General features: G+C 64.6%; 19 protein-coding genes and 1 other RNA gene. 13 read left to right on the top strand and 7 right to left on the bottom strand.

Annotated features, from left to right (window positions below; translation table 11 throughout):
* The 10 genes from VMR39_RS10405 to VMR39_RS10360 all read left to right on the top strand — a co-directional run.
* The coding region (locus VMR39_RS10405) for a chemotaxis protein CheW (protein WP_325415889.1) at positions 1-338 on the top strand (338 nt) is incomplete at its 5' end.
* A gap of 80 nt (positions 339-418) precedes the next feature.
* Complete coding sequence (locus VMR39_RS10400) at positions 419-784, top strand: response regulator (protein ID WP_325415888.1); 366 nt, start codon at positions 419-421, stop codon at positions 782-784.
* A gap of 66 nt (positions 785-850) precedes the next feature.
* The gene (locus tag VMR39_RS10395) at positions 851-1,930 is read left to right on the top strand and encodes a chemotaxis protein CheB (RefSeq protein WP_325415898.1); all 1,080 of its coding nucleotides are present in this window, start codon (positions 851-853) and stop codon (positions 1,928-1,930) included.
* Positions 1,927-2,811, top strand: coding sequence for a protein-glutamate O-methyltransferase CheR (locus tag VMR39_RS10390; RefSeq protein WP_325415887.1), 885 nt, complete (start codon positions 1,927-1,929; stop codon positions 2,809-2,811). The genes VMR39_RS10395 and VMR39_RS10390 overlap by 4 nt, the downstream gene beginning before the upstream one ends.
* Positions 2,812-2,948: 137 nt before the next feature.
* Positions 2,949-3,647 carry an N-acetylmuramoyl-L-alanine amidase gene (locus VMR39_RS10385; protein ID WP_325415885.1) on the top strand — a complete coding sequence of 233 codons (699 nt, stop codon included), beginning with the start codon at positions 2,949-2,951 and terminating at the stop codon, positions 3,645-3,647.
* A 52-nt stretch (positions 3,648-3,699) separates the two neighbouring features.
* Positions 3,700-4,101: RNase P RNA component class A (rnpB, locus tag VMR39_RS10380), an RNA gene on the top strand.
* A gap of 63 nt (positions 4,102-4,164) precedes the next feature.
* Entirely contained in the window at positions 4,165-4,713 is a 549-nt protein-coding gene (locus VMR39_RS10375; RefSeq protein ID WP_325415883.1) for a J domain-containing protein, read from the top strand.
* Positions 4,652-5,020: a (2Fe-2S) ferredoxin domain-containing protein gene (locus tag VMR39_RS10370; protein WP_414712491.1), complete on the top strand. Its 369-nt coding sequence runs from the start codon at positions 4,652-4,654 to the stop codon at positions 5,018-5,020. Before VMR39_RS10375 ends, VMR39_RS10370 begins: the two co-directional genes overlap by 62 nt.
* A 95-nt stretch (positions 5,021-5,115) precedes the next feature.
* Positions 5,116-5,367, top strand: a complete 252-nt coding sequence (locus VMR39_RS10365) for a hypothetical protein (RefSeq protein ID WP_325415881.1) — start codon at positions 5,116-5,118, stop codon at positions 5,365-5,367.
* Positions 5,367-6,899 carry a methyl-accepting chemotaxis protein gene (locus VMR39_RS10360; RefSeq protein WP_325415879.1) on the top strand — a complete coding sequence of 511 codons (1,533 nt, stop codon included), beginning with the start codon at positions 5,367-5,369 and terminating at the stop codon, positions 6,897-6,899. The genes VMR39_RS10365 and VMR39_RS10360 overlap by 1 nt, the downstream gene beginning before the upstream one ends.
* A 5-nt stretch (positions 6,900-6,904) precedes the next feature.
* Here the strand turns inward: VMR39_RS10360 and VMR39_RS10355 are convergent, their stop codons facing one another.
* Both VMR39_RS10355 and VMR39_RS10350 read right to left on the bottom strand, forming a co-directional pair.
* Positions 6,905-7,333, bottom strand: a complete 429-nt coding sequence (locus VMR39_RS10355; protein ID WP_325415878.1) for a hemerythrin domain-containing protein — start codon at positions 7,331-7,333, stop codon at positions 6,905-6,907.
* A 151-nt stretch (positions 7,334-7,484) separates the two neighbouring features.
* Positions 7,485-8,099 (bottom strand): superoxide dismutase, encoded by a 615-nt coding sequence (locus VMR39_RS10350; RefSeq protein WP_325415877.1) that lies wholly within the window; start codon positions 8,097-8,099, stop codon positions 7,485-7,487.
* A 398-nt stretch (positions 8,100-8,497) separates the two neighbouring features.
* Here VMR39_RS10350 and rnk point away from each other — a divergent pair, with 398 nt between their 5' ends.
* Positions 8,498-8,905, top strand: a complete 408-nt coding sequence (gene rnk / locus VMR39_RS10345) for a nucleoside diphosphate kinase regulator (protein ID WP_325415876.1) — start codon at positions 8,498-8,500, stop codon at positions 8,903-8,905.
* A 64-nt stretch (positions 8,906-8,969) separates the two neighbouring features.
* On the opposite strand, the gene ispZ is transcribed toward rnk, so the two are convergent.
* The 4 genes from ispZ to dapF are packed head-to-tail and all read right to left on the bottom strand — an operon-like array spanning position 8,970 to position 12,607.
* Positions 8,970-9,632: a septation protein IspZ gene (ispZ, locus tag VMR39_RS10340; RefSeq protein ID WP_325415875.1), complete on the bottom strand. Its 663-nt coding sequence runs from the start codon at positions 9,630-9,632 to the stop codon at positions 8,970-8,972.
* On the bottom strand, positions 9,622-10,560 hold the full coding sequence (ftsY, locus tag VMR39_RS10335) for a signal recognition particle-docking protein FtsY (protein ID WP_325415874.1): 939 nt from the start codon (positions 10,558-10,560) through the stop codon (positions 9,622-9,624). Before ftsY ends, ispZ begins: the two co-directional genes overlap by 11 nt.
* Positions 10,560-11,801, bottom strand: coding sequence for a tRNA (N(6)-L-threonylcarbamoyladenosine(37)-C(2))-methylthiotransferase MtaB (gene mtaB, locus VMR39_RS10330; RefSeq protein ID WP_325415873.1), 1,242 nt, complete (start codon positions 11,799-11,801; stop codon positions 10,560-10,562). The genes ftsY and mtaB overlap by 1 nt, the downstream gene beginning before the upstream one ends.
* Before the next feature lie 5 nt (positions 11,802-11,806).
* Entirely contained in the window at positions 11,807-12,607 is an 801-nt protein-coding gene (gene dapF, locus VMR39_RS10325; RefSeq protein WP_325415872.1) for a diaminopimelate epimerase, read from the bottom strand.
* A 95-nt stretch (positions 12,608-12,702) separates the two neighbouring features.
* Between dapF and VMR39_RS10320 the strand changes: the two genes are divergently transcribed.
* Both VMR39_RS10320 and VMR39_RS10315 read left to right on the top strand, forming a co-directional pair.
* Complete coding sequence (locus tag VMR39_RS10320; RefSeq protein WP_325415871.1) at positions 12,703-12,993, top strand: type II toxin-antitoxin system RelE/ParE family toxin; 291 nt, start codon at positions 12,703-12,705, stop codon at positions 12,991-12,993.
* Positions 12,983-13,279: a HigA family addiction module antitoxin gene (locus tag VMR39_RS10315; protein WP_325415870.1), complete on the top strand. Its 297-nt coding sequence runs from the start codon at positions 12,983-12,985 to the stop codon at positions 13,277-13,279. Before VMR39_RS10320 ends, VMR39_RS10315 begins: the two co-directional genes overlap by 11 nt.
* Here the strand turns inward: VMR39_RS10315 and VMR39_RS10310 are convergent, their stop codons facing one another.
* Complete coding sequence (locus VMR39_RS10310) at positions 13,280-14,677, bottom strand: amino acid permease (RefSeq protein ID WP_325415869.1); 1,398 nt, start codon at positions 14,675-14,677, stop codon at positions 13,280-13,282.
* Positions 14,678-15,010 lie beyond the last annotated feature (333 nt).

Here is a 15,010-nt window from a genome sequence, read left to right as displayed (position 1 = left end):
TGCCGGGCATGGGCGCGCATGTGGCGGGGCTTTCCGCGCTGCGCAGCCGGGTGCTGACGATCATCGATGTCGTCGCCATCGTGCATGGCCGGGCCACGCCCGCCGATCAGCGCGGGCTGGCGATCATCGCCGACATCAGCGGTCACAGCTACGGCCTGATGGTCGATAGCGTGACCGACATCTGCCATGTGCCCGAAGGCGAAGTGCCGCTGCGGGGACAGTTGGACTCCGCCTGGGCGCCTTACGCCCGTGCGATTGTGGAGCATGAGGGGCATCCCTGGCTGCTCGTGTCGCTGGCTGGTTTTATCGAGGGCTGCGCGGTCGCACAGGCCGCGTGATTTTTCTCCGCGTTTACCAAATCCTTCGTTTTGCCGGTTAACCTTCGTGCATTCGGGGCGCATAATCCAAAGGACGTTTCATGAAGAATTGCCTGGTCGTCGACGATTCGAAGGTCATCCGCAAGGTGGCCCGTCACATCCTCGAATCGCTCGATCTGACAGTGAGCGAGGCAGTGGACGGGCAGGATGCCCTGACCCAGTGCGAAGCGTCTCCGCCCGATGTCGTGCTGCTCGACTGGAACATGCCGGTGATGAGCGGCATGGAATTTCTTCAGGCGCTGTCGGGCGCCCGGATGGAGGCGCGCCCGAAGATCATCTTCTGCACTACCGAAAACGGCATCAGCCATATCAAGGCGGCGGTCGAGGCTGGCGCCGACGAATATGTGATGAAGCCGTTCGATCGCGAAACGCTGGAAAGCAAGCTGGCGATCGTGGGGGTCATCTAACGATCCGACCGGCCCCGATCAGGGGCGTTCCGCCTTCCTACCATCGTTCGTGCAGAAAGCGCCGTGATGACCGCCATCGTGCCGATCATGACCAGTCCCATTAGCGGAAGCGGGCCGGTTCGCACGCTGGTCGTAGACGACTCGGTCGTGGTGCGCACCGTCATCGAACGCATCCTGAACGCCGATCCGCGCTATGCCGTCGTCCACAAGACCAACAGCGCCGAACATGCGCTGAGCTATCTGGCGGACAATGCGGTCGATCTGGTGCTGCTCGATATCGAGTTGCCGGGCCAGAGCGGCCTGGCCGCGCTGCCCTCGATCCTGCAAGCCAGCGCGGGCGTGAAGGTCGCGATCCTGTCGGGCAAGTGCGAGGAAGGCAGCGCCGCCGCTGTCGAGGCGCTGGCGCTGGGTGCAAGCGATATCGTGTCGAAGCCGGGCAGCGGCAGCTTCGGCGAGCAATTTCCGCAGGCGCTGATCGAGCGGCTCAACCGGCTGTTCGATGGTGGATCGACCGTTCCAATGCCGCGTCACGTCCCGCAATCGGCTCCGCAATCGGTGGCGCAGCCGCTGGCTTGCGTCGGCATCGGGGCATCCACCGGCGGCATCCATGCGCTGGGCCAGCTGTTTCAGGGTCTTTCCATGCCCTTGGGCGTGCCGATCCTGTTGACCCAGCATCTGCCGCTCAGCTTCACCGTCTATTTCGCGCAACAGCTTTCGCGCATGACCAGCCTGCGGGTGAAGGTCGCGGAAACGGGGGATCTTCTGACGCCTGATACCGTCTATGTCGCCCCCGGCGACGCCAATCTGCAACTGCGCAAGGGGCTGCACGGACGCGTCACCATCCAGCTCAATCCCGATCGCACACCTGCGGGCAATCTTCCGGGGGTCGATCCGATGTTCGCCAGCATGGCGGATGTCTACGGCGCCGGCGCGGCCGGGGTCGTGCTGACCGGCATGGGCCGTGACGGCACCATGGGCGCGCGCGACATCGTGGCGGCGGGTGGCTGGATCGTCGCGCAGAACGAAGCGAGCAGCGTGGTCTGGGGTATGCCCGGTTCGATCGCCAGTGCGGGTCTCAGCTGCGCCTTGCTGGAGCCGGCGGCGATGATGGCCTTCATCGCCCGGCGCGGGAAGGTGTGCGCATGATGATGGAACCTTCCGCACCCACGGGGCGGCTGAATCAGGGCGCCGCCCGTCTTCTGTCCGGCCTGCTGGAAGCGCGAACCGGACAGACCCTGTCCGAGGGGCGCGCCTGGCGCATGGAAACGGCCTTGCGGCCCGTGCTGCGCGATCACGGTCTGGCCGATATCGACGCGCTGGCCGCGCGGCTGTTGCGCAAGACTGATGCCGGACTGGAACAGTCGGTGATCGACGCGCTTCTCAACAATGAGAGCAGCTTCTTCCGCGACCTCCAGATCTTCGACATGCTGTCCCGCCAGATCCTGCCGCACATCCATTTCGAGCGTCAGGATCGCACCATTCGCATCTGGAGCGCGGGCTGCTCGACCGGACAGGAAGCCTATTCGCTGGCGATCCAGCTGCGCAACGACTGGGCGCGCTGGAATGGCTGGCGGATCGAGATATTGGCGACGGATGTGTCGGGCGCCGCGATCAATCAGGCGCGCGCCGGTGTCTTTTCCCAGATGGACGCGCAGCGCGGGCTGGCCATCGGCGACCTCATCAAATGGTTCGAGCCGCATGGCGACGACTGGCGGGCGAGTCCTGAACTGCGCCGGATGATCGATTTCCGGCAGGACAATCTGTTCGATCCGACGGTGCCGTCGGGCGACTATGACCTGCTGCTCTGCCGCAACGTGCTTCTCTATTTCACGCCGGAGCGGCGCCAGACCGTGCTTCGTCTGCTCGCGCGGCATAGTCACGCCCGATCGGTATTGCTGCTGGGCGCGGGGGAGACGGTGATCGGGCAGGGCGACGACTTCACCGCCCATCCGGAATTTCGCGGCGGCTATGCACGGCAGGCGCCGCTGCCTGCCCATGCATTGGGGCCGGTGCGTCGCGCCGGCTGATCATCGGGTCATCCCAGGCCTTTAACCATAGCTTGATTGCAGGGCGAGTCTCGGCCATGGTTGCCCAAGGCCGCTGCGAGGACAGGCGGCCGGAAGGGCGCGATGACCGAGCTGCTGGAAGTGACTGGCCTTTCCCGATGACCGATATTCCCATGACCCAAACGCCCTCGCCCAATTATGACGAGCGCAAATCGCCGATATCGATGCTGGTGCTGCATTATACCGGCATGCCCGACGCGCAGAGCGCGATCGATTGGCTCGCCAACCCGGAATCGAAGGTGTCGGCTCATTATGTCGTGACCGAGGAAGGACAGATCGTCCACATGGTCGACGAGGCCAAGCGGGCCTGGCATGCCGGCCGGTCGCACTGGCGTGGCACCGACGACATCAATTCGGCCAGCATCGGCATAGAGATCGTCAATCCGGGCCATGAATGGGGCTATCGCCCGTTTCCCGACGCGCAGATGAGTGCGCTGATTCCGCTGATCCACGATATCGTCCAGCGCCATCGCATAACGCGCGGCAACATCGTCGGGCACAGCGACGTCGCGCCGGCGCGCAAGCAGGATCCCGGTGAACTGTTTCCCTGGGGCCAACTGGCGCGGCTGCGCCTCGCCCTGCCAAGGCCGACCAAGAATCTGATGGACCCGCTCTGGACCGACAGCGCTTTCATGCTGGCGCTGGAACGGTTCGGTTATGACATAGCGGAGCCGGATGCGGCGGTCGTCGCCTTTCAGCGGCGCTTCCGCCCGGAATTGATCGACGGCGTGATCGACGGCGAATGTCGCGCCATCCTGCTCGCCCTGTTGCTGCCCAAGCCCCAGGGCGACGAATAAGCGGACTGAACGGGGGTGACTGGCCGCAAGAATCGGTCTAAGGCCCGCGTCGCCAGAGGGCCGGGCGGCCGCGGCGTGGCGGGTAACTTCCACGGCGAGGAAAGTCCGGGCTTCACGAAATGACGGTGCCGGTTAACGGCCGGCTGGAGTGATCCAAGGGACAGTGCAACAGAAAGCAGGTCGCGAAGGTTTCGACCCCGCGAAATTGAAAGGGTGCGGTAAGAGCGCACCGCGCCCCCGGCAACGGGCGGCGGCACGGTAAACCCCACCGGAAGCAAGACCGAATAGGGGCGGCGCGCAGTCGCAAGGCTGCTAGGCATGTTTCGGCCGAGACCGCCCGGGTTGGTTGCTGGAGGAACGGAGCAATCCGTTCCCTAGAGGAATGGTCGCCTATCTCCGCCCATCTTCGGGTTGGCGGAGTGGACAGAACCCGGCTTACAGGCCCTCTGGCATTTTTGCGCTGTTTTTGCACTGCGGCAGGGTGGCGTTTCGCCGACCAAATCCCTACTCTGGTCCGATGGCAAGACAGAGCCGATCCAATGACTGGGGTTTCCCCCGCTGGCGCAGCTATGGTTCAGCGCGCGAGGCGCAGCAGGTGCGCCTGTGCGACCGTTATGGCTGCGACAGGCCGGGCGACTGCCCCGCGCCCAAATCGCCCAACAGCCGCGATCGCTGGTATTTTTGCAGCGACCATGCGGCCGAATATAACAAGAATTGGGACTATTTTCAGGGACTTGACGCCGAAGAGCGGGCGCAGCGCGAACATGCCGAGCGCCGCGATGCCGGAGGTTTCCAGTCGAGCGCCTATCATGGCTGGGGTGGTCCGGGCGACGGTAGCCGCTCGCGCGACGAGCTTCATGCGCTCAAGGCGCTGGAACTGGAGGATGACGCCAGTTTCGAGGCCGTGAAGAAAAGCTGGCGGCGCCTCGCCAAGGAATATCATCCCGACGTGAAGCCTGGCGATGCCGAAGCGGCCGTGCAGTTCCAGACCATTCAGGCCGCCTATGAAGTGCTGCGCGCGGCCGAAGAGCGTCGCACCTGGAAGCCGAGGGGCGCAGACGATTAAGGATCATGTCCGCTCCAACTGGCAGAACGCCGTGCTGGTCTGCCGCAAATGTTCCAAGAAGCTGGATGGTGGCTTCGGACCGCGCGGCGACGAGCGGTTGGTCAAGGCGCTGCGCAGGCATCTATCGCTCAAGAAGGGGCGCAAGGCAACGGCGGGCATCATCGAGGTTGCCTGTCTGGGCGTTTGTCCCAAGGGTGCAGTCACGGTTGTGAACGGTGCTGCCAGTCGCGACTGGCTGCTCGTGCGGCCAGATGCCGATCTGGATGAACTGGCGACGATCTTGGGATTGGCGGCGGGGGATCATTAACCCTATTCTTACCATCTTTCCCCATAATGGAGGGGATGAGATGGCTTTCCTCCTTGCAAGGGCATTTGCCCCTGTTCGCGCATTGCGGGTTGTCGATGCTTGGCCTGGTTGCGCTATATGCCGTGCCGCCAGCGAGCGGTCGCATGCTGCTCGTTCCGATGACGGAGCAGGGCCGCGCCGGTCTGGCGTCGGTGGCGATCACGCATGGTGCGCTTCTCGTGGCGGCTGGACCCTGGGCTGGTTCGCTGCTGGTTGAAGGAGAGCGGGAGCGGTTGGCCGCACCATTGCTCCATGCCGGCGTCCTTGCGATTTCCGCTCGTGCCGGCGGTTGTGGTGAGATTGTCTGATGAGCGCGATGAATGGCCTCGGCAGCCTGCGATTGCATGGGCTGCGTATCCTGATGCTGGCCAATTGGCTGTGGACCGCGACGCTCGGACTGATGGGGCTGGGGCTTCAACTCGACAATGTCGGGCGGGTTCTCCTGATGTCGGCCCTGGCCAATGCCCTGCCCACGATCATGGTCATGCGGCAGCGGCAGGATCTGGACGTGCGACTGGCCGTCGGTACGCTGGCGGCGGTGCAGCCTGCGCTGGGCCTGTTCCTGATGTCCGGCCATCGCTGGCAGATGGACGGCCATATGTTTTTCTTCGTCGCGCTCGCCGGTCTGGCTTTGCTGTACGATTGGCGGCCGATCCTGTTGGCAGGTGTCATGGTGGCGCTGCACCATCTGGTGCTGAGCTTTCTGGTGCCGTCCTGGGTTTTCCCTGGTGGTGGCGACGTACAGCGCGTCGCCATCCATGCCGTGGCCGTAGTCATTGAGTCGACCGTGCTCTGCTATTTGACGACCCAGTTGCGTGGGTTGTTGCTGGTGCTGGACCGGCATGCAAGTGGTGCTGCCCGGCTCGCGCAGGATGCGGAGGCGGGACGTGCCGCGGCCGAAGCGGCAATGACATCGAGTCGCGAGGCGGGCGAACGCGAAGCCGCGTTTCGAACCGAGCGCGAGCAGGAGAGGGCGCGCCTCGCTGCGGATCGACGCGCCGAAACATTGGGACTGGTTCAGGCCTTTCGTCAATCGATCGCCGATGTCGTTCTGGCCGTCAGCACCGCGACCGGTGAACTGGAAGAATCAGCGCGGGCGCTGAACGATGTGGCGCGGCGGGCGAGTGCGGGAACGGACGAGACCGTCATGGCTGCCGAACAATCGTCCAGCCGCGCCGGACAATTGGCGCGCCGGATCGAGCAACTGTCCGAATCGATCACGGCGATCGCCACCGCAGCGACCCAGCAGGCAATGCTTGGCGGAGAGGCGCAGCGCGTGTCGAGCGCGGGACATCGGGCGATGCGCGATATGCAGAGTCGCACCGCATCGATCACCAGCTTTGCCGATTCAATCACGCAGATCGCCGGGCGGACCAATCTGCTGGCGCTCAATGCGACGATCGAAGCGGCGCGCGCCGGTGATGTCGGTCGCGGCTTTGCCGTCGTTGCGCAGGAGGTAAAGCAGCTTGCCGGGCAGGCCGCCAGTGCGACCGGCGAAATCCAGTCGCTTGCCCTGTCGGCGCAGCAAGGGGCAGGGCAGGCGCAGGACGCCTTGTCCGACGTCGCAGGTGCAGTCGAACAGCTCGCGGATACCGCTCAGGAAATCCAGCGGGCGGTGGGCCTGCAACGCGATACGACGACGGCTATCGGCCAGTCCGCACGGGACACCGCGCGCGATGCCACTCTGATGGCGGATCGGATGGAGCAGGTGGCCGATATGGCCCGCAGCACGGAAAGCCTGTCCGATCGGGTCTCGAGTGCCGCTTCGGGCCTGTCGCGCACGGCGCAGGCGTTGCAACGCGCGACCGACCAGTTCGTGGCGCAACTGGAAGCGGCCTGAATCGGTCAGGCGCGGCGAGCGGTCTGGGACGATATACGCTGCACGGCGTCGGCCAGCGGATAGAGAAGGCGGTTCTCCCGTTCTATCCGGGCATCCAGGGCATCGAGGATCTGGCGCGTCTCAATACAGAAGGCGAGCCATTCGTCCACGATGCGATCGTCGCTCCAGGTTGCCAGATAGATAGCGAAACGATCCGCCAATGCGCCGGTCTCCTTGCGCAGCACGATGGCCTGTTCGCGGGTCTCCCGATTGGGCGACCGTTCCAGCGAAGGATAGAGAATGCCATCCTCAAGCGCGAGATGGGCCATCAGCTGTCGCGCGAGTTGCCAGCGCAGGCCCGCGACGCCGCGTGGCAGGCGATCATCGGATATGGCCTGCCTCAGCAGGCGTGCCGTCAGGCTGATTTCGTCATGCTGCCGGCGCAGTGTGCTCATGTCCATGTGCGACCCTTTCCCATGGCAGGCCGATCATGTGCTGACAGGATTAACGGACTGTTGCATCGCAGCCGATTCGGAGCGGCATATGTCGTTTCACGGCAGGTCGGCGTCCCGCCCCCGCGCGGTGAGCGCAGGGGCGGTTCCGTGATCAGGCCGGCTGGTCGGCGCGGCTGGCGCCTTCGCCGTCGAGGTTCAGCGCAGCGAAGTCCCAGTTGATCGCTTCCTTGAGGATGCGGTCGGCATAGCTGGGGCGCAGGTTGCGATAGTCGATATAATAGGCATGTTCCCACACATCGACGATCAGCAGCGGCGCATGGCCTTCATGCGCGACGGGGGTGTCGGCGTCATGATAGCTGGTCACTTCCAGCTTGCCATCCTTCAGGATCAGCGCGGCCCAGCCGCTGGCGAAATGGCCGACGGCTTCCGCCTTCAGCTTTTCGATCAGCGCATCGACCGAACCGAAGGCTTCGTTGATCTTGGTCAGCAGGTCGCCGGTCGGCTCGGTCTTGGTCGGCGACAGCGACTGCCAGTAGAAGCTGTGGTTCCAGATCTGGCCGACCTGGTTGAACAGGCCACCCTTGGACGACTTGATCAACTCGACCAGCGACTTGCCCTGGAGCGAGGCGTCGGCGGCGACCAGTTCATTGGCCTTCACGACATAGGCGTTGTGATGCTTGCCGTGGTGGAAATCGAAGGTTTCGACCGACAGGATGTCGCCGAAGGCATCCTTGGCATAGGGCAGGTCGGGCAGAACAAAGGCCATGGCGGAACTCCTCGGGTTCGTTATGGGACGGCCGTGCGCAGGCTGGCGCGACCGTTTGATTCTATGGTCCGGGCGGGGCGTGGTCGCCTCCGCCGCTTCCCATATGCTGCCCCAACGCCCAAGAAAACAGATATGTGCCTATTGCGAAACGATCGCAGAAATTGGTGCGCAGAACTGACCTTGAAGGGTGGCTTGCTTGACAGGGTAGCTTCGCTCGAACAGGATCGCGCCATGCAGAGCGGCACAGCCTTTCCGCGCTTCCGTCATCACGGAGGCCAGCTTCTCGCGGGCAATCCGCCCCGGACCTGACAGGCGCGCCGCCGGCAGGGTCCGGGGCACCTTAGCTGATGTCTGACGCCCGCAGCGCGGGCCACGCCTCTCTATCAGGAAGCCTTTCCATGACCCTGCATCATAGCTGGGCGGCGGTGCCGCCCATCCATCTCGTCGAATCCGAAGCCGACATGATCTCCGACCTCGCCTGGGCGGCGCGCGACCGTTTTCCGGACGTGTGCCAGCTGCTGCTGGAGGAGGTCGGCCGCGCAAGCCTCTGCGCGCCGGGCGGACTGCCCGACGATGTCGTCGCCATGGGATCGGGCGTCACCTATCGCGACGCGAGGGACGGCACGGCACGGCGGGTGCGGCTGGTCTATCCCAGCCATGCCGACGTGGCGCTGGGACGCATTTCCATCCTGACGCCGATCGGCGCGGCGCTGATCGGGATGCGGGTGGGCGCCTCGATCCTCTGGCCCGACCGCGACGGTCATCTGCGCGACATCATCATCGATGACGTGGTGCAGGCCGCCTGAAATCAATTATCTTCGTTTTCCGTGATCTCCGAGCCGTGAAATGTTCCATTTCACTGGAAATCACTTAACCCTGCGGCGGGGTGGTTTCGCCCACCTCGTCGCTGTCGAGGCCATCGCCCAATGTCAGGCCATGGCGCATCAGCATCGGGATGTTCGCGGCGGCGAAGACGACCGACACGATGGTCACGCCCCACACCTTGACTGCGAGCCAGGTGTCGAACGTCATCGTCCGGCGCATCACCTCGTTCGCGACTGCCATGGCGACGAAGAAGAAGGCCCAGTTGCGCGACAATTTCAGCCAGCCGGTTTCGGTCAGGCCGTCATAGGCCGCCTGGAGCAGATATTTGAGCAGCGGCTTGCCGCGCAGCAGCCCGGCGAACAGCATCATCGCGAAGAAGGCATAGATGATGGTCGGCTTGAGCTGGATGAAGCTCTGGTCGTGGAAATAGATGGTGAGGCCGCCGAAGAAGAGGATCAGCAGCGCCGACAGCCAGAGCATGGGCGACACCCGGCCCAGCTTCACCTTGGAGACGATGACCGCGACCACGATCGAGATCATGAAGGCGGCGGTGCCGAAGGTCATGGCGGTGATCGGATTGCCCGGTCCCCAGATCCAGCCAGCGCCCTTGTAGGTCAGGAAGAAGACCAGCAGCGGCCCGAAGTCGAGCGCCAGCGAGAGGGTGCCATTATGCGCGGGCTTTGCGGCGGGCTTGGTGTCAGCGGGCATAGGCTGTCCCCGCAATCGCCCTGGCCATGTCGCCCGGATCGAAGGGGCGTAGATCCTCGATCTTCTCGCCCACGCCGATGGCGTGGATCGGCAGGCGATATTTCTCCGCCGCCGCGACCAGCACGCCTCCGCGCGCCGTGCCGTCCAGCTTGGTCATGACCAGCCCCGTCACCTGCGCGGTTTCCTTGAAGACTTCGATCTGGTTCAATGCATTCTGTCCCGTGGTGGCATCCAGAACCAGGACAACGTCGTGCGGGGCGGCGGGGTTCAATCGACCCAGCACCCTGCGCACCTTGGCCAGTTCGTCCATCAGTTCGGTCTTGTTGTGGAGGCGCCCGGCAGTATCGACGATCAGCACGTCTATGCCCGTTTCCGTGGCCTGCTTCACCGCGTCGAACACGATGCCGGCGGCGTCGCCGCCTTCCTTGCCCGCGACGATGGGGACACCCAATCGCTCGGCCCAGACCTTCAATTGGCCGATGGCCGCCGCGCGGAACGTGTCGCCCGCCGCCAGCATCACGCCATAATCCTGCTCTAGGAAATTATTGGCGAGCTTGGCGATGGTCGTGGTCTTGCCAGATCCGTTGACGCCGATCACCAGTATAACCTGCGGACGGGGGAAAGCCTCGATCTCCAGCGGGCGCGCAACCGGGGCGAGGGTCTTCTCGATCTCCTCCGCGATGATCTCGCGCAGATATTCCTCGGTCAGTTCCTTGTTGTAGCGCCCTTCGGCCAGGCGATCGCGCACGCGCGCGGCCATGGCGGGGCCAAGGTCGCTGACGATCAGCGCCTCCTCGATCTCATCAAGGGTCTGCTCGTCGAGCGCGGCCTTGGTGAAAAGGCCGGTGAGATTGTCGCCGAGCCTGTCGGACGTGCGCTTCAGGCCGCCGAAGAGACGGTCGCGCCAGCTGGTGCCGGTATCAGTCATTATGCTGCCTCTTGCGCGATCAGGGCGCCATTCTCAAGGCCCGTGATGCTTGCGCGGACGATGGAGGAAGGAGCTTGCGCCGATACGAAGCGCACCGGGGCGAAATTTTCGGCATGACCGGTGAGGCCGCTGCGCTCGACCAGCACCGATTGGGTGGTGCCTATCAGGCGGCGCAGCCATGTGTCGCGGCGGGCGGCGCAGGCGTCGCGCAGGCGGGCGGCGCGGGCCTTGATCGTCGCGCGATCCACCTGCGGCATGCGCGCGGCGGGCGTGCCGGTGCGGGGCGAGTAGGGAAAGATATGGCCGTGGACGATATCGCATTCATCGATCAGCGCCAGGCTGTTGGCGAACATGGCATCGTCCTCGGTCGGGAAACCGGCGATGATGTCGGCGCCGATGCTGATGTCGGGCCGGGCGGCCTTCATGCGCTCCACGATGCGGATCGCGTCCGCGCGGGCGTGGCGGCGCTTCATGCGCTTGAGGATCATGTCGTCGCCCGCTTGAAGCGACAGATGCAGGTGCGGCATCATGCGCGGATCGTGCGCGATCAGGTCGAACAGGCGCTCGTCTATCTCTACGCTGTCGATGGAGGAGAGGCGCAGGCGGGGGAGGTCGGGCACCCCTTTCAGGATGCGCTCGATCAGCAGGCCGAGCGACGGGCTGCCGGGCAGATCGGGACCGTAGCTGGTGACATCAACGCCGGTCAGCACGATTTCCCGGTAGCCGGCGTCTACCAGTTGCTTGGCCCTGTCCACCACGGCGCCGGCGGGAACGGAGCGGCTGTTCCCCCGGCCATAGGGGATGATGCAGAAGGTGCAGCGATGATCGCAGCCATTCTGCACTTCCAGAAAGGCGCGGGCATGGTCGGCGAAGGCGGACGCCATATGCGGCGCGGTGTCGCGCACGGCCATGATGTCGGAGACGCGGACTTTCTCCACCACGGGGGCAAAGGACGTGGCCTCCATCTTCTCCCGGTTGCCGATCACGCCATCCACTTCCGCCATGGCGGCGAAGGTCTGGGGTTCGGTCTGGGCGGCGCAGCCGGTGACGAGGATGCGGGCGTCAGGGCGCTCCCGCTTCGCCCGGCGGATCGCCTGACGCGTCTGGCGAACCGCTTCGGCGGTCACGGCGCAGCTGTTGACGACGATCAGGTCGTCCTGACCGCGCGCCATATCCCGGATCGCCTCGCTCTCCGCGATGTTGAGGCGGCAGCCCATGGTGATGATGTCGGGGCCGGCCATGGCGGTCAGAAACGGGACCAGTCGGCCTCGCCGTCGAAGACATGGGTGGCGGGGCCGGTCATCTGGATTGTGCCGCCCGGCGCCCAGTCGATGACGAGGTCGCCGCCCGGCAGGCTGACGGTGACGGGACCGCTCATCAGCTTGCGGCGGATGGCGGCGACGGCGGTGGCGCAGGCGCCCGTGCCGCAAGCGCGCGTCAGGCCCGCGCCGCGTTCCCACACGACGAGGCGGATATGATTGTCGCCCACGACCTGCGCGAAATTGACGTTCACGCGTGCCGGGAACAGCGGATCATGCTCGATCAGCGGGCCGAGACGGTCGAAGTTCACACCGTCCAGATCGTCCACGAAGAAGATGACATGCGGGTTGCCGACATTGACTGCGGCAGGCGCGGGCAGATCTTCCCAACTGGCGCTCATGCTCAGCGTGTCCATGGGGTAGGCGAGCGGGATCGCGTCCCAGTCGAAGCGCGGGGCGCCCATGTCGACGCTGGCCCCGCCATCGACGCCCTTCGCATCGAGCAGGCCCGCCTTCGTGCGGATCAGTACGTCGCGGCCGACGAACAGGGGGACGCAGCGGGTCGCGTTGCCGCACGCTTCCACTTCGCTGCCGTCGGCGTTGAAAATCTGCATCGACACGTCGGCGTCGTCGCTTTCGCCGATCAGGATCAACTGGTCGCAGCCGATCCCGGCATGGCGATCGGCTATGGCGCGTGCGCGTGCCTCCGTCATCTCGATGGCGCTGTCACGCGCGTCGATCACGACGAAGTCGTTGCCCAGGCCATGCATCTTCGAGAAACGTCCCATGGGCGGGCATGTAGTGGGAAAGCGACAAGAGCGCTAGGGGGGTGCGTGTAACGTCTTGGTTGACGTTTTGCACTGCGTAACCTATAGCGTTACATATGGAGATCGAAAGCATCGCGCACAAAGGGCTGCGCCGCTTTTTCGAGACGGGCAATGCCAAGGGCTTGGTCGGCGACGTTGCGAGGCTGCGAAAAATGCTGGCTTTCATCGATGCGGCCACATCTCTGGAGATATTGTCACAACCGCCCAATCATGGGCTACACCCTCTCACTGGTGATCGGGCCGGGACATGGGCGATGACGGTGACGCGCAACTGGCGGCTGACATTTCGTTTCAATGAAGCGGGCGCACTGATCGATATGGATTTGGAGGATTACCATGGTGCTTAAGATGCACGCATCGCTGGCGGTTCATCCCGGCGACTGGCTCAGGACGGAGATTGTCGAGGCGCATGGCCTGAAGGTGGGCGATGTGGCCAATCATCTGGGCGTCACGCGCCAGACGGTCAGCCGCCTGCTCAACCAACGCCAGGATTTGACGGCGGACATGGCGATCCGTTTCGAGAAGCTATTCGGTATCGACGCCGATACGCTGATGCGGATGCAGGCGCGCCATGCCCTTTCTGTGGCGCGCCAACATGCCGACGAGTTGGCGGTCAAGCCGCTGGCGGCCTGATCACCGAGCGACAGCCGCCCGCCTCTGCCCATAGAGGAAGTACACCGCCAACCCAATCGCATTCCAGATTGCGCAGGCGATGATGGTCTTCATCGGCAGGCTCATGAACAGATAGGCGCAACCCGCGACCGCGCCGATCCCCACGAACCAGGCGGCCGGGGTGCGGAAGGGACGCTTGAGGTCCGGCGCACGCTTGCGCAGGACGAGGAGGCAGAGGCCCACGGCGGTGAAGGCGATCAGCGTACCGGCATTCGCCAGCGCGGCGATCTCGTCGATGGGCAGGACGCCGGCGATGATCGACACCAGTGCGGCGGTGACCAGCGTGATGCGGGCGGGGGTGCCGCGCTTTGAAATGCGGGCCAGCGATTGCGGCAGGAAGCCGTCGCGCGCCATCACCAGAAAGATGCGGCTCTGGCCATAGAGGAAGCCGAGTAGCACGGTGGGCAAAGCGATCACGGCGGCGATGGCGACGATGCGGGCGATGCCGCCCTGTCCCATTTCCCGCAAGATCAGCGCCAGCGGTTCCGGGCTGTCGGCGAAGCGGGTGAAGGGCAGGGCGCCGATCGCGGCGGCGGCGACGAGGACGTAGATGATCGTGCAGACGATCAGCGATCCGACGATCCCGATAGCCAGATCGCGGTCGGGATTCTTGGCCTCTTCTGCGGCCGTCGAGATGGCGTCGAAGCCGTAAAAGGCGAAGAAGATGATCGCGGCGGCGGCCATGACGCCGCGCTCTACCCCGTCCGGCCCCATATGCTTGGCAAAGCCAAAGGGCATGAAGGGTTCGAGATTCTGCGCGTCGAAGGCCGGCAGAGCATATGCGACGAACAGGCTGAGCGTCACGATCTTGATAAGGACGAGGATGGTGTTGAGGCGGGCGCTTTCGCGTGTGCCGAACATCAGCAGGCCTGCGACCACGGCGATGATGAAGATGGCGGGCAGGTTGATCGCGCCGCCCAGTTCCGGCCCCTTCGTCAACAGTTCCGGGAAGCCCAGCGGCGTCAGCAGCGGCGCCGCATAGCCCGACCAGCCGACCGCGACGGTCGACACGACCAGGCTATATTCCAGGATCAGCGACCAGCCGACGATCCAGGCGATGCCTTCGCCGAGCACGACATAGGAATAGCTGTAGGCGCTGCCCGCCGCCGGCATCATGGTGGACAATTCCGCATAAGCAAGCGCGGCGCAGGCGCAGATCGCGCCGGCAATGGCGAAGGAAAGCAGGACGGCGGGGCCGGCGCGGTCCGCGCCGACGCCGATCAGCGTGAGGATGCCGGTGCCGACGATCGCGCCGACGCCCAGCGCCAGCAGATGCGGCCAGGACAGGGTGCGTGCCATCTGATGGCCTGCCTCCTTGGGCATCATTGCCTCCATCGGCTTCCGGCGTGTCCAGCTCATGATTTTCGGCTCCCCTTTTGCTCTGTCGACGGCGTGTGCTGGCGCAAAGTGGAAAGCTGCGCAAGCGTCGGGCGGTGGCGAGACGGCTTGTTGCAGGATTGGGCGGGGATGCTGTGCGAATCTTGCTTGGTGCCGGCAGACGGAGCAATGACGGTGGAGAGAGGGGGTGGAAACCCTGCATAAACGAGTCGCGGCCGTCATGCCGCCGAAGTTCATTCTGGTGCCGGTCATGTCGCGTGGCGGTGAATGGAAGTACGGTCTTTGCGGGCCAAATATGGCCGTCCTTCACCCAGATCCCCTGCTGTCCTACAATGCTTCAATCTGCTATCCCGC

This window comes from Sphingobium sp. (genome assembly GCF_035511395.1).
Classification (GTDB): Bacteria; Pseudomonadota; Alphaproteobacteria; order Sphingomonadales; family Sphingomonadaceae; genus Sphingobium.
This window is presented reverse-complemented; position numbering and strand designations above follow the sequence as displayed.

Coding starts and splice junctions, on each gene's coding strand:
- VMR39_RS10355 (WP_325415878.1), bottom strand. CDS start 7,333: ATGAGCACACTGCGCCGGCAGCATGACGAAATCAGCCTGACGGCACGC.
- ispZ (WP_325415875.1), bottom strand. CDS start 9,632: ATGCCCGCTGACACCAAGCCCGCCGCAAAGCCCGCGCATAATGGCACC.
- rnk (WP_325415876.1), top strand. CDS start 8,498: ATGACCCTGCATCATAGCTGGGCGGCGGTGCCGCCCATCCATCTCGTC.
- VMR39_RS10360 (WP_325415879.1), top strand. CDS start 5,367: ATGAGCGCGATGAATGGCCTCGGCAGCCTGCGATTGCATGGGCTGCGT.
- mtaB (WP_325415873.1), bottom strand. CDS start 11,801: ATGGCCGGCCCCGACATCATCACCATGGGCTGCCGCCTCAACATCGCG.
- VMR39_RS10310 (WP_325415869.1), bottom strand. CDS start 14,677: ATGAGCTGGACACGCCGGAAGCCGATGGAGGCAATGATGCCCAAGGAG.
- VMR39_RS10390 (WP_325415887.1), top strand. CDS start 1,927: ATGATGATGGAACCTTCCGCACCCACGGGGCGGCTGAATCAGGGCGCC.
- VMR39_RS10375 (WP_325415883.1), top strand. CDS start 4,165: ATGGCAAGACAGAGCCGATCCAATGACTGGGGTTTCCCCCGCTGGCGC.
- VMR39_RS10350 (WP_325415877.1), bottom strand. CDS start 8,099: ATGGCCTTTGTTCTGCCCGACCTGCCCTATGCCAAGGATGCCTTCGGC.
- VMR39_RS10400 (WP_325415888.1), top strand. CDS start 419: ATGAAGAATTGCCTGGTCGTCGACGATTCGAAGGTCATCCGCAAGGTG.
- VMR39_RS10370 (WP_414712491.1), top strand. CDS start 4,652: ATGAAGTGCTGCGCGCGGCCGAAGAGCGTCGCACCTGGAAGCCGAGGG.
- VMR39_RS10385 (WP_325415885.1), top strand. CDS start 2,949: ATGACCGATATTCCCATGACCCAAACGCCCTCGCCCAATTATGACGAG.
- VMR39_RS10365 (WP_325415881.1), top strand. CDS start 5,116: ATGCTTGGCCTGGTTGCGCTATATGCCGTGCCGCCAGCGAGCGGTCGC.
- VMR39_RS10320 (WP_325415871.1), top strand. CDS start 12,703: ATGGAGATCGAAAGCATCGCGCACAAAGGGCTGCGCCGCTTTTTCGAG.
- VMR39_RS10395 (WP_325415898.1), top strand. CDS start 851: ATGACCGCCATCGTGCCGATCATGACCAGTCCCATTAGCGGAAGCGGG.
- ftsY (WP_325415874.1), bottom strand. CDS start 10,560: ATGACTGATACCGGCACCAGCTGGCGCGACCGTCTCTTCGGCGGCCTG.
- VMR39_RS10315 (WP_325415870.1), top strand. CDS start 12,983: ATGGTGCTTAAGATGCACGCATCGCTGGCGGTTCATCCCGGCGACTGG.
- dapF (WP_325415872.1), bottom strand. CDS start 12,607: ATGGGACGTTTCTCGAAGATGCATGGCCTGGGCAACGACTTCGTCGTG.